The organism is Pseudonocardia sp. (genome assembly GCF_050246655.1).
GTDB lineage: Bacteria > Actinomycetota > Actinomycetes > Mycobacteriales > Pseudonocardiaceae > Pseudonocardia.
Genome location: NZ_JBFWVQ010000010.1, coordinates 1 through 12,732 on the forward strand (window position 1 = coordinate 1; position 12,732 = coordinate 12,732).

The window sequence follows — 12,732 nt, forward strand, 5'->3', positions numbered from 1 at the left end:
GGCGGGTGCTGCACGACACGCAGGTGCTGGCCGTCGACGACCGCACCGCCGTGGTCACGACCGTCTTCGGCTACCCGGACGGGCTCGCCGAAGGCCGCCAGACCCAGGTGTGGGTGCGGTTCGACGCGGGCTGGCGGATCGTGTCGGCGCACGTGTCGGAGATCCCGGCCGGCTGATCGCCCGCTATTCGCGCAGGTCGCGCGTGCGCCACCGCACCTGCGACGATCAGCTCGGATCGCCGGTCCAGAGGACGCCGTCGTGCGCGATCGCAGTGGCGGACGCGTCCGCGTAGGACATCCGGTGCTCGGCCGTGATCGCGGCGGCCAGCCGGACGACCGACTCGTCGGGCAGTTTGACCGACAGCGCCTGCGCAGGTCGCGAACCGCCTCCTCTTCGTCGGCGCGGTCGGATGAACTCCGCACCGGCGCGACCCCGACTGACACCGGCCGCCCTGAACCCCGGGCCGGCGCAAGTGTCGTGCCCGGGCAGAGCACGGCGATTCAGCGTCTCGTATGCGATCGCGCGACGAGGACGGTAACCAGGCCCCCGATCAGTAGGACGGTCACAGCCGCACCGCTTTCCCCACCCGCGGCGAGGATGAGGCAAACGACCAGCACGATCGCGGCCAGCGCGACTAGCGCCGTCGCAGCTGGCTTCCTGTCGGAGCCCGGCCTCGACGTGGCGGACCCCGTCGTGGGGCGGTGCCCGTCTTTCGGCGCCTCGCTGGCAGATCCGGTCGACGTCGACACGCCAGGGAACAGCGGGCGGTCGTCGTCCGGGTCGGGTGTCGATACTTGCCGATTCCCTGCTTCCGCCATTGGGATGGGCTCCGCAGTGATCCACCAGTCGTCCCGTGGGCCGCCGGGCGGCAGCTGGAACAAGGGCGGTGTGCGGGTCTCCGTGCGGAGGGGACGGGAGACGTGCTCGCGGCCGAGCAGCTCCTCAAGCGGACCGTCGGCGCTCCATCCGGCGACGCAGCAGCTCCGCAGCCGGGCCACGACGTGCGCGACTTCGGGGTCCTCGATGCTGTCGAGCAGCTTCCAGGCCTCGGTCTCGCCCGGGCGCACGAAGTCGTCGGCGGACAACAGGAGGTTCTCCCCGGTGTGCAGCGCGCGCCAAGCGTCGGGACGCCGCGACAGCCCGAGCAGGCCGGTGTAGATCACCAGGCCGGGGAACGTGTCCATCCAGCGGCCCCAGATGCGGCCGGTTCGCTGGTAGTTCGGTTGACCCGTCTCGACGGGTGGCGGCCACTCGGCGAAGTCCGGAATCCACGCCCCGTCAAAGTCCACCAGGCGCAGTGCAGAGGACTCGGCCTCCACCAGGACGTTGCCGTGCTGCAGGTCGCCGTGTCCGAACTCGGCGTCCTGCAGCCGCCCCACCCGGTCACGCCACTGTCCGGCCAGCTGGTGTAGTGCGCCCACGTCACTGCGCTTGGCGAGATCTCCGACGTGGACCTCCAGCGTGCGTCCCTCGATCCATTCCATCTGGACCATCGGCCATGTCCGTCCGTTGATCTCCACGGCGTCGTCGATCCATCGCATGCTGGCGACGCAGTCCAGCAGCTGGTGCATGGCGAAGTGACGTGCCAGCGCGGCGTACCGCTCGCCGTTCGAGGCGTCCTCCTTGATGAAGAAGCGCAGAGCCTGGTCCGTGTGGTCCACGCTGGCTTTGAAGACCACCGCCGCGTTGCCGGAGGCCGGCGCTGGGATGTGCCAGCGCGGGTGCAACGCAAATACCGCCTGGCGCAGGGACAGATTCCGGAAGGTGCGGTCCGGCTCTTCCGCAGCGGCGACATAGTCCTCAACGGTCGGGTAGGCGCTCACGAGCACACCACCAGCACTCCGGCGTCGGCGGGGGTGATCTGCGCCCGCAGCAGCGTGACGTCGTCGTTCTTCATCGCGCCCGCCCGGCGCAGGTCGTCGACCACATCGCGGAACGTCTGCGGATGCTCGACGCTGACGAGCTCACGCCAATGGGGGTCGTCGGCTCCCGAGGCCCGGACTATCCACTGGGCGAGCCCGTCCGTCGCGAGCAGTAGGTGGTCGCCGAGCTGCAGCCGGGCGCTGGCCATTTCGACCGCGGCACGCATGCGGTCCCTCTCGGAGGGGCGGGTGAACACCCCCTCTGGCGTCGTGCCGAAGCCATCCGCCGCGAGCTGAGGGAACTGCTCGACGACCATGTCGCCGCGAACCTGGAACAGCACGGCGTCGCCGAGGGCCGCCCCGACCCAGTGCGGCTCCGGTCCGCCGAGCCCACGCACCTCGCACCCGAGGAATGTCGCAAACGAGCCGGACTCGTGGAACTTGTGCTCCTCGAAGATGCTCGCGAACTCACGGGGCGTCTCCGCCCACCGCTGTTGCATCAGCCCGAACCACGCATCCAGCCCAGCCCCATCCAGGACGGGCGCGCTGCCTTCGAGCCCGACGAACGAGCCGACGAGCTGCCCCACCCAGCGGATCGCGTCGTAGGCCTCGGTAGCCCCGTCGACCACGATCAGCCGGGCGGGACGCCCCCTGCACGGGTCGCCCCGGTCGTACCCCGCGCCGTCCTCCCACTCCGACTCCGGCGAGCCGATCTTCGGGGCGGAGAACGCGACGAGCTCGACGGCCGCGGCCCGGTCAGCCATGACTCACCTCGAACTTGGTGCCGATCTCGAGGAACTTCACGAGCATCGCGAGGTCGGCGTTGAAGACGAAGCCACGGGCCTTTGGCTCGAGCTCGACATGTGCCGTCAGGGCGTTGCGGATCATGGTCTCGGGCAGCTCACTACTGATCGCGAACAGCTCCGGTCCGGGCTCGGGCAGGTTCTCCGGGCGCGCCGGGAAGGCGGTAATGGGCGCCTGGCTGGCCGAAAGGAAGGCGTTGAGGAGCAGCGCCCGCCCGTTCCCGGTCTCGATCGAGGTGAGGCGAGCCGCCCAGCCAGCCAGATCGAGACCCCGGTGCGGACTGTCCGTCACCAGCCCATCGGTGATGTTGATGAAGATCGGCGGGAACGACTTGGGGAAGACCTTCGCCCACTCGGTCGCATGCGAACCTGCCAGATGCATGGCGGCGCACATCGGCGTCCGGAAGCCGTGCGCGGGCTCGTACCACACGGGCAGGCGCCCCCGGCCGGGCATCGCGTCCGTGGAGGGGTTTGGGCGGACGTCGATCGGGCTGTCGGCCAGCTCAGGCAGCGGCACGATGGCCCGCTGCGCGAGTGGCCCCGGAAGCGCGGACTCGACACCCTCACCACCCGCGCTCGGGCACAGCCCGTATCCGTAGATACCGATGTAGAAGTACGGTCGCAGCGGCTGGCCAGCCTCCTTCGTCGACCTGACGCACAGCTGGAATAGGGTCTTGTTGATAGCTATCGCCGCGCCCTCGGCGAGGGTCAGCCCGGCGGACCCAGCCCACGGCATCCCCATCGATTCGGACCGGTCGACCAGGATGATGATGCAGCCGGGCGTCGCGCGCGCGAACTCCTGGGTGTAGTGGCTGTTCACGGGTACCTCCTGGGGGTGGTCGGGCCGGTCGGGAGCCCGCGCTCTGCCCCCGGCGGGCGGACCACGGTCGCGGGCCACGGGCTCCCCGGCGTCCACTCCCACGCGTGGGCGCACCGGCGACAAGCGAACGAGAACGTCTCGGTCTGCCGGCCCAGCTGCACCCGGAAGTCGCCGCATCGCGGGCACTGGACGATTCGGCGGACGGCCGCGCCGCTCGGCTGGGCGGCGGGGACCGGGTGCTCCTCGAGGCTGAACCGCGACGCTCGCCGCTCTGGGAGAGGCGGCGGTGGCGTGAACTCCGGAAGCGGGGGGTGCGTGGTCGGCAGGGCTGGGGGCGCGGAGCGCGCCGCGGGATCGGGCGGGTATCCGTCGTGCGCCAGAGGAGTCCGTCCCGGCCAGTCGGGGTGCGGCGCTGCCGGTGCCCCGTTGTCGGGACGTGTGGGCCCGTGCCGGTCGGACAGCAGCGCCGCGAATGCGAACAGAATGAGCAGGGCCACCAGCACGACCAGGAGCAGAACCAACGTCGGACGGGCTATACCGTCCTTGATCACCCACAGCACCGCGACCGCGGCGAGACCACCTGTCAGACCCGCCACGGCGACCCGGATCAGCAGGAACCAGTCCGCGACCGTCCGGCCGCCGACAGCCCTCATGCCGCCACCAGGGTGAGGGTCAGCGATTCGCCGGACGCGGCATCGCGGCAGTACACCCGCCCTCCGGCCGGTCTCCAGTCCTGATCCTTGATCTGCCATTCGGTGGGCACCTGGACGCAGACGTGCACCTGGTCGGGCGCATCGCCGGGCCAGACTTGCGGCCGCAGCTCGGACTCGCGAGGCGGCGTGCCCGCTACGAGCGGCCCGATCGTGGTTTCCCGGGTCTCGCCGGGCTTCGCCGGGGCCGGGGAGGGAACCACCTTGTCCTCGGCTTCCGGTGGCGGGGCGGTGGGCGGCGCGGGTGCCGGTTCCGCGAGCCAGGGCTCGGCGAGGTTCGGTGGCGGCGAGTCGGCCGGCCGCGGCGACGACTCCGAGGATGACGGAATGAGCTGGCCGAGCGCGAGCATCACGACGAACGCAATGGCGAAGGCCACGATCGGTGTCGCAGCGAGGCGGGTGCTGGTTGCCATCGGGCCGTCACCCGATACTGCCCGGGCTCGTGACGGCGAGCAGCCCAACGATGCCCACCACCGCCCCGATCAAGGTGAGCGCGACCATCGCCCACACCATTGCGGTATGCGAGGCACTGTGCGCCCCGCGGACGTCGCTCATGGCACATCGGCGACCGACCTCGGCCGAGAAGCGCAGCGCGACCACTGCCGTCGCGGCGGAGACGGCGAACGGCACGACGAGGGAGGCCGACGCAGACACCGCGGCAAGCGCGCCCAGGAGGGACAGCAGCAGAGCCGCGACGGCCAGACTGCGACGAGTCGGCGGCGCCGGGTCGACCGGTTCCGCCGACCTGGGCGGCTCCTGCTTCACGGCGCGCTCCGCCGGTGCGTCGCGGTTGGCCGGTTCGCCGTGTGCGGCCGTGTTCTCGGATCCGCCCGAACCGCTGTCCCCCGTGGGCTCGCGGTGTCTGCGCGCTGCGCCCGCTTCAGTGACTATGCCTGGCGACGCCGACACCCACGCAGCCTGAGGCTGGCGGACGCCGGGGAAAGCGAGCGACTGGTCGTTCTCTGAGTTGCGGGGAGTTGTCGTCCCCCTAGCCTGCCGCACGGCAGCGCCTGCTCGGAGCTGGCCGAAGACTTCCTCTGTTCGCCGGGCGAAGATCTCCTCTGGCGACTCCACCCGGTCCCGCGCAATGTTCCGTTCGGTCTCCGCACCAAGGCGCTGCGCCGCGATCTCCTCGACTCGCCCGCGGAAGATCGCCTCTGGATCCTGGGCCGGGTCAGGCGCATCGGAGTCTGGACTTGGACGCGGGTCGGGAGCCGGGTCGAGGTTCGGATCCGGATCTGTGCCAGCCGAGTCGTCTGCCCGGGGATGCTCCGGCCCGTCGACCTGGTGTATCTCCTCGGGGGGGGCGTCAACCAAACGGGCGATCTCCGCCTCCATAGCCCGGTAGGCGGCGATGGTGTACTGAATCTCGGCGCCCGCGGCCATAGTTCGCCAGGGCTTGCCCAAGAGCGTGTTGAGGATCGCCACGATCTCCTCCCGGACGGACTTGTCCGTCTCCTCGGCGATCGCCTTTCGCAGCTCGGCGATCACGTCCAACTGGGCCTGCGGGCTGAGCTCGGCTGCGTTGATCTGGTGGGTGATCTGTTGGAGGTAGGCGAACGGAATGGGCGGTTCCGAGGGGAGCGGCACGGGCAACGGCGGGCAGCGGGCGGCGGCGCGGTCGGCGGCAGCCAGCACCTCGGACCCGCTGACGGCGTCGTCCACCCGGAACTGGACGAACTGCATTCCGGCCAGCGGGTTCGTCTGCTGGGTCGCTACCGGGCCGACACGTACTGGAAGGATCGGGAGACCCAGCTTTTCCGCGTAGTCAAGCTCTTCGAGGCAAGCTCGCGACTTGAGCGAGCTGTCCGAGAGCGCGAACAGGAAGACCTGGCTCTCGCGGATGTGCTCCAGGATCGTCGGCCACCAGATGTCGCCACCGTTGAGGTCGTGGTCGTACCAGACCTCCCGCCGGGCCGCCTCGAACGCGCGGGCCAGCGTCTTGACGACAGGCTCGTCCGTCCGGGCATAGCTCAAGAAGATCGTCACGCCGGCGCTCCATTCCGATCCCCGGTCGGACAGCTGTCTCGAGACGTATCGGTCATGTCGCAGGGAGTGGCGACATGACTCCTGGTACAATATACGACCCACTCACTGAGCCCGCGTTTCATTTTCCGACACCCGGCCACCGGATCGCTCGTATCGGCGTCGTCCGCACCATGCTCGCAGGTTGCCGGAACGGCAACAGAGTCCGCTGCGGCTGGGCGATAAGCACAACCTGGACGCGCCGACGAAACCGATGCGGTGGCCCACAACGACTTCGGTCGCGGGGTACGGGAGACGACCGAGGCGATCCGTACTGAGGTCTGGGACGACTGCTGCCGCACCACGAACGCCGTCCCGGTCGGCAGGCCGAACCGACGACCATCACTCAACTCGCGCGTGAGCGCCGCCTCCAGGCCACGCCCTTCGGTGGCTTCGGCGGCCTGGTCGTCGCTGTGCCAGCGGGAGAGCTGCTCGACGCGGTGCTCAGCCTCGGCTCGTTGGTCGTACGCGGCCCGGGCGTTGATCTCGGCGAGAGCCGGGCCAGCGCAGCGAGAGCATCCGCCGTCTCGTCAGCCGTCGGCACCCGGAGGACCTCCTCGTCCCTTCTGCGGCAGCTCGGCCGCGGCGACCTCGCGTAGGTGGGGAGCCGCGACATCTTCCCTCGGTGAGATCCTCGACCGCGTCGGCGGCGCGCTCGTCGACGATGTCCATCTCGGTGATCACGCGGTTGACGTCGTCCTCGGCTCGAACCAGCTCCTGATCAAGCCAGTCACTCCGGCCGGGCCGGTCCGACAACAGCAGGCGGACAAGTCCGCTCGAAGGCATCACGCCAGTCAAGCCAAGAGTCACATCCACTGCCATCAACACCAGCCCAACACCACCGGACCGGCTTGACCACCCTCACAGTCATCCCTGAAGGAGCGGGGCCGGTCAAACCCCAGTTCTTGTTCTTGATCTTTTCGTTGTTCTTCTCCGTCTGTATGTGGGCGTGCCGGGGTGAGGCGTCGGGGTCAAGGATCGGGCCCGTCAGGGTCGACCGCGTCAGCGGCCGGAGGTCCTTGACGCCGGCGGCGGACGGCGCACGCTGTTTCAGGACCGAGAAATGATCGTGTTGGCTCCGCGGGTGTCGGGTGCTCGTGGTCGGGTGCACGCTCCAGCGCCCAGGTGTCCCCGGCTGGGGACAGGCCCCGAGGGCTGTCGGTCATCCCTTCGCTGGTGGCATGGAGTGCTGCGACAGGTCGCGGTCGGCGAGGTCAATCAGACGGGGCGACCACGCCGCGGACCGGGGGGCATGACTGCGCCGAACTGTGCCGACCTGCACCCAACCGCCGCGGGCGCCGGGCTCATGCCGTCGGCGTTCGCGCCGGGGTGTTCGGCCGGCGGATGGTGCCGTCGCGCAGCCCGTAGAAGACCAGCTCGGTCAGCTCGCGGGCGGCGGCGACGATGCCGATGTTGCGGCCGCGGCGGGCGCCGACCCGGCCGCGGACCGCGCCGAGGTGGGTGTGCGCCGGTAGGCGTTGCACGGCCTCGACCACGGCCCACCGGACCAGTCGGGAGCCCTGCTTGGTGATCCGACCACGATGCACGGTGGTGTCGGACTCGTGGTGTTTCGGGGTCAGCCCGGCCCAGGAGGCCAGCTGCGCCGGGCCGGGGAACCGGCCGATGTCGCCGATCTCGGCGACGAACACCGCGGCCAGGATCGGCCCGATCCCGGGGATCGTCTGGATCGCCCGGTAGCCGGGGTGGGCGCGCAGCCGCCCGGCGACCAGCCGGGCGAAAGTGTCGATCTCCACATCCACGACGGTGATCAGCCGCAGCAGTGAGTCGACCCGCGATCGTGACTCGGTCGCCAGCGGACAGGTCGCAAGCAGTCGTTGCCCGCCCGAACCGAACAGGTCGCTCATCGAGACCCGGATCCCGGCGCCGGCGAGTACCGCATGGATCTGGCACTCGAGGCTGGAGCGCAGCCCGACCAGCTTGCCCCGATGCCGCACCCAGCCGCGCAGCTCGCGGGTGGTCGGCGGGGCGATCCACGCCTCGGGCAGCCGGCCCATCCGCAGCAGGTCGGCCAGGTCCGCGGCGTCGCGCTCGTCGTTCTCCACCCGCCGGTAGGAGAACATCTTCACCCCCAGCGGGTGCGCCAGGCGCACGTTCGCGCCCAGCTCGGCCAGGGTGTCCGCGGCCCAGTACCACCCATAGGTGGCCTCCAGCACGACCTCCGGGGACTCCCCCGCGCGGCCATCACCTGCGCCAGGTAGTCCGGGTCATTCGCGATCCGCACCGTCTCCAGATGCTCACCGGTCTCGGTCATCCGCACCAGCACCGACCGCCGCCGATGCAGATCCATCCCGACGATCTGCTTGCCCTCGTATGCTTCGTTCACAGGGGCCTCCCGAATCGGTTGACGTGAAGCATCTCGAGCATGAGCCGAGAGGCACGAGGAGCGGAGGCCCCGCTCCTTAATGGGCAGGCAAGCCGGTGTTTCCCGGTCAGGCTGATGCCTTCCCCGCTCCGGCGTTGTGAGCGCTTGATGAAGACGGCCGCAGCGTGACCGGGGATCCGGCGGTGCCGCGGCACGCCTGCTTCAGGATCAGGCCTCGAGCCTTCGAATGAGACCGGCGGCGCGGGCACCGCCGCTGCGGCCGACGGCGTGTCGCGTCGGTGGCCGCGGGGCTGGCTGCTGATGTTGGTCGTGGTTCGAGCCGCCGGCACGGGTCACTTCTTGACCGTCGAGGGAGCCGTGGAGCTCCGCGACAGACCGAGGGCCGTGGCGGTGTGCTGGGGTCACGAACGGCTGGTGGGATGTCGGGCCACTGGAGCCCTGCCATTAGGGAGCGCGCGTGCCCTGCAACAGGCTCCAACCCCGGGCCGGGTGTCTTCTCTGCGCCGGGACCGGCACCATCGACGAGGGACAGGAGGATCTTGGGGCGGTGTTCTGCGGCATCGACTGGGCCGAGGACCATCACAACATCGCGCTGGTCGACCAGGACGGCACCCTGCTGGCCGAGCGGCGGATCGGCGACGACGCCGCCGGGTTCGCCGCGCTGCTGCAGCTGCTGGTCGAGGCCGGCGATGATCCGGACACACCGATCCCGGTGGCGATCGAAACCAGCCACGGCCTGTTGGTGGCCTGCCTGCGCGCCACTGGACGCCCGGTGTTCCCGATCAACCCGATGTCGGTGTCCCGGTATCGGGACCGGCACTCGGTGTCCCGGCGCAAGTCCGACGCCGGTGACGCGCTGGTGTTGGCCAACATCCTGCGCACCGACCTGGCCGCGCACCGCCCGCTGCCCGCCGACTCCGAGTTGGCGCAGGCGATCGCGGTGCTCGCCCGCGCGCAACAGGACGCGGTCTGGGCACGGACCCATGCGCACAACAAGCTGCGCTCGCTGCTGCGCGAGTATTACCCGGCCATCCTGCTGGCGTTCGCCACCAAGCGTGGCGGGCTGCTGCGCCCCGAGGCCCGCGCCCTGCTGGCCACCGCCCCCACTCCTTGCGCGGCCGCCCGGCTGACCCTGTTCCAGCTACGGGCGCTGCTGCGCCGGGCCGGGCTGCAGCGCGGCCTCGACGCGGAAGCCATCCGACTCCAGCAGATACTGCGCGCCGACTACCTGCACCACCCGCCCCTGGTGGAGGAGGCCTTCGGGCGACAGGCCCTGGCCCTGCTGCGCCAGCTCGACACCGCCTGCGGCAACGCCGAAGACCTCGCCGACGCCGCCACCGAAGCCTTCGCCGAGCATCCCGACGCGGCCATCATCACCAGCATGCCCGGGCTCGCCGCGCTGACCGGCGCACGCGTCCTGGCCGAGATCGGCGACGACCGCGCCCGGTTCACCGACGCGCGAGGCCTCAAGGCCTACGCCGGCGGCGCCCCGGTGACCCGGGCCAGCGGCAAGACCACCGCGGTGACGCACCGGCGGGTCAAGAACCAGCGTCTGGCCTCGGTCGGCTACGTCTGGACCTTCGCCGCTCTGACGGCCTCACCCGGAGCCCGCGGGCACTACGACCGACGCAAATCCGCCGGGGACCGGCACGTCGCCGCGCAACGCAACCTGTTCAACCGGCTCCTGGGCTGCCTGCACCACTGCCTCGCCACCCGCACTCAGTACGACGAAGCCACCGCCTTTCCCACAACCTCATCGACCCCCGCCGCCCGCGCCGCTTGACAAGATCGCAGCGTGGGATGTCTTCATCGCATCAGCGCCGCTCCGTGACCTCGTAGGTGTGCCCGGCGGCGCGCAGCCGCTCGATCAGGACGTCCCCGATCCCGGTGGCCGGGGTGAGCGAGCCCGCGCGGTCCGGGAGCTCGTCCAGGGCCAGGGCGAGGCCGCTCTCCCCCAGCATGACGGCGGTGGCGGCGTAGCCCGGATCGCCCGGACCCGCGACGGTGGCACGGTAGCGGCGGCCGCCCTCCGTGGTCGCGTCCAGCACCGAGCGGAACCAGCCCTTGGCCCGGGCCTCGGCGCTCGGGCCGGTGCCCGGCGCGGGCAGGACGCGGTCGAGCAGCGGGCGGATCCGCGGCAGCGAGAACGCCGCGAAGAACCCGGCGAGCCCCGCCGTCACCCCGACGGCGGTGGCGGCGCCCAGCGGGCCCCGCCCGGTGCCCATCACCTCGCCGTAGCGCAGCGACCGCCCGTACGCCCACTCCTCCAGCGCGTTGCTGCGCCGCACGATCCGGGTGTTGTACGGGGCCATGATGAACGTGGCCGTCCAGCGCCCGTCCGGGGTGCGCGCGGGCGTGACCATGTCCCGCGGCTGGGTCGGCGCGGGCTCGGCCGCGCGGTTCGGGCTGAGCGAATGCGGGTCGCCCAGGATGCGCCGCGCACCCGGTTGCCGGGCGACCTGCTCGATCTGGCTGCGCATCGAGTCGATCGTGCCGCCGCTGAGACCGCCGCGCGCCGTCGCGACGAGCTGGACGTCCCGCAGCCCGCCCGCACCGTCGGCGAGCGCGCGCCGGTGCAGCATCAGCACCCCGAGATCGGACGGGATCGAGTCGTAGCCGCAGGAGTGCACGATCCGGGCGCCGGATCCGACGGCCACGGCGTCGAACCGGTCGATGGCCTCCCGGACGAAGAGCACCTCGCCGGTGAGGTCGGCGTAGTGGGTCCCGGCCCGCGCGCACGCCTCCACCAGCGGCATCCCGTAGCGGGTGTACGGGCCGACCGTCGTCGCGACCGCGGTCGCCGACCCGGCCAGCTCGGCGAGTGCCGCGGGATCGGCACTGTCCGCGACCACGAGCGGCCAGTCCGCCGCAGCGCCGGGCAACCCCGCCCGCACCGACTCCAGCTTCTCCTTGGAACGCCCGGCGAGCGCGATCCGCGCCCCCGCCGGGCAGTGTCGCGCGAGGTACTCCGCGGTCAGGGCGCCGACGTAGCCCGTGGCGCCGAAGACGACGAGATCGTGCTGCTTCCCGGCCATCACCCCATTGTTCACACCGCTCACACCGCCGCGCGCACCGCGGGGCAGTGCTGCCGGTCACGCCGCGACGGCCGCGGCGTCGGCCCTGGCGAGAGCGATCACCCGCGCGACGTCGTGGTGGCGCAGCGCAGCCGCATAGTCCGGGGCGGGACCCGGTGCCGCGGCCACCGGCCAGGCGTCCGCGAGCCGTGCCCGCGCGCGCTGGAGCGCGCTGTTCACGGCCGCCGGGGTCGTGTCGAGCAGCCGGGCCGTCTCGGAGGCGGGGACGTCGAGGATGCCGCGCAGGACGAGCACGGCCCGCTGGCGCCCCGGCAGCACGCCCATGGCTCCGCCCAGCGCCGTCGCGAGCGCGTCGCCCGCCTCCGCGACCGCGTCCGGCTCCTGGTCGGACGGCACGGGCAGCGCGGCGGCCTCGTCGAGGGCGACGGCGGGCCGGTCGCGGCGCAGCTCGTCGAGGCAGGTGTTGGTGGCGATCCGGTAGAGCCACGTCCGGGCGCTCGCCCGTCCCGCGAAACCGTCGCGGGCCCGCCACGCCCGCAGCAGCGTCTCCTGGACGGCGTCCTCGGCGCGCTCCGGAGAGCGCAGCATCCGCCGGCAGTGCCGGTACAGCGCGCGGCGGTGGGCCCCGACCAGGGCCGTGAAGGCGCGCTCGTCGAGATCGGTCATCCGGCCCACCGGTCCTTCAGCGCCGCCGCCACGGCGTCGGCGGCCACCGGCTCGCCGGGGCGGATCGCCACCACGGCCCGCAACGGAGGCCAGCCCTCGCCCGCGGCGAGCGCGGCCACCCGTTCGGCGAGCGCCGCGCCCGGACCGTGGCCGACGACGGCCACCCGCGCGGGATCCGCCCCGATCTCGACGGCGTGGTCGGCCGCCCAGGCGAGCGCGGCGTGCGCCTCGACGACGTGCGCCGCCGCCGCGGCGAGCACGAGCGCGTCCAGGGCACGCGACAGCGGGCCGGCGAGCCCGCCGTCGCAGGGCGCGGTGAACAGGACCACGAGCCCGGGGCGCCGGTCCGCCGACGGTGACGCAGGCGACCGCGGCCAGTACAGGCGGGCCCGCGGCGCGGGCGGGCGCAGCAGGATGTCGGCGGCGCGGGGCAGGAAGGGCGGCATGCACCGACGGTCGCGTGCCCG

General features: G+C 71.8%; 10 protein-coding genes and 1 pseudogene. 2 read left to right on the forward strand and 9 right to left on the reverse strand.

Annotated features, from left to right (window positions below; all coding sequences use genetic code 11):
- The first annotated feature begins 5 nt into the window (after nucleotides 1-5).
- The gene (locus AB7J25_RS05535) at nucleotides 6-176 is read left to right on the forward strand and encodes an AtzH-like domain-containing protein (RefSeq protein ID WP_428505896.1); all 171 of its coding nucleotides are present in this window, start codon (nucleotides 6-8) and stop codon (nucleotides 174-176) included.
- A gap of 324 nt (nucleotides 177-500) precedes the next feature.
- Here the strand turns inward: AB7J25_RS05535 and AB7J25_RS05540 are convergent, their stop codons facing one another.
- The 6 genes and pseudogenes from AB7J25_RS05540 to AB7J25_RS05565 form a co-directional block, all read right to left on the reverse strand.
- Nucleotides 501-1,823, reverse strand: coding sequence for a hypothetical protein (locus tag AB7J25_RS05540; protein ID WP_428505711.1), 1,323 nt, complete (start codon nucleotides 1,821-1,823; stop codon nucleotides 501-503).
- Complete coding sequence (locus AB7J25_RS05545; protein WP_428505713.1) at nucleotides 1,820-2,626, reverse strand: hypothetical protein; 807 nt, start codon at nucleotides 2,624-2,626, stop codon at nucleotides 1,820-1,822. Before AB7J25_RS05545 ends, AB7J25_RS05540 begins: the two co-directional genes overlap by 4 nt.
- Nucleotides 2,619-3,485, reverse strand: coding sequence for a hypothetical protein (locus tag AB7J25_RS05550; protein WP_428505715.1), 867 nt, complete (start codon nucleotides 3,483-3,485; stop codon nucleotides 2,619-2,621). Before AB7J25_RS05550 ends, AB7J25_RS05545 begins: the two co-directional genes overlap by 8 nt.
- Nucleotides 3,486-4,134: 649 nt before the next feature.
- Nucleotides 4,135-4,608, reverse strand: a complete 474-nt coding sequence (locus AB7J25_RS05555) for a hypothetical protein (RefSeq protein WP_428505717.1) — start codon at nucleotides 4,606-4,608, stop codon at nucleotides 4,135-4,137.
- A gap of 7 nt (nucleotides 4,609-4,615) precedes the next feature.
- On the reverse strand, nucleotides 4,616-6,184 hold the full coding sequence (locus AB7J25_RS05560) for a TIR domain-containing protein (protein WP_428505719.1): 1,569 nt from the start codon (nucleotides 6,182-6,184) through the stop codon (nucleotides 4,616-4,618).
- Nucleotides 6,185-7,524: 1,340 nt separating this feature from the next.
- Nucleotides 7,525-8,403, reverse strand: a pseudogene (locus AB7J25_RS05565) (IS110 family transposase); the annotation flags it as partial.
- Between the two features lie 678 nt (nucleotides 8,404-9,081).
- Between AB7J25_RS05565 and AB7J25_RS05570 the strand changes: the two are divergent.
- Complete coding sequence (locus tag AB7J25_RS05570) at nucleotides 9,082-10,347, forward strand: IS110 family transposase (protein ID WP_428505898.1); 1,266 nt, start codon at nucleotides 9,082-9,084, stop codon at nucleotides 10,345-10,347.
- A 31-nt stretch (nucleotides 10,348-10,378) separates the two neighbouring features.
- On the opposite strand, the gene AB7J25_RS05575 is transcribed toward AB7J25_RS05570, so the two are convergent.
- The 3 genes from AB7J25_RS05575 to AB7J25_RS05585 are packed head-to-tail and all read right to left on the reverse strand — an operon-like array spanning nucleotide 10,379 to nucleotide 12,711.
- Nucleotides 10,379-11,599, reverse strand: a complete 1,221-nt coding sequence (locus tag AB7J25_RS05575) for a saccharopine dehydrogenase family protein (protein WP_428505721.1) — start codon at nucleotides 11,597-11,599, stop codon at nucleotides 10,379-10,381.
- A gap of 57 nt (nucleotides 11,600-11,656) precedes the next feature.
- Nucleotides 11,657-12,265, reverse strand: a complete 609-nt coding sequence (locus tag AB7J25_RS05580; RefSeq protein ID WP_428505723.1) for a sigma-70 family RNA polymerase sigma factor — start codon at nucleotides 12,263-12,265, stop codon at nucleotides 11,657-11,659.
- On the reverse strand, nucleotides 12,262-12,711 hold the full coding sequence (locus AB7J25_RS05585) for an alpha/beta hydrolase fold domain-containing protein (RefSeq protein ID WP_428505725.1): 450 nt from the start codon (nucleotides 12,709-12,711) through the stop codon (nucleotides 12,262-12,264). Before AB7J25_RS05585 ends, AB7J25_RS05580 begins: the two co-directional genes overlap by 4 nt.
- Between the last annotated feature and the right edge of the window lie 21 nt (nucleotides 12,712-12,732).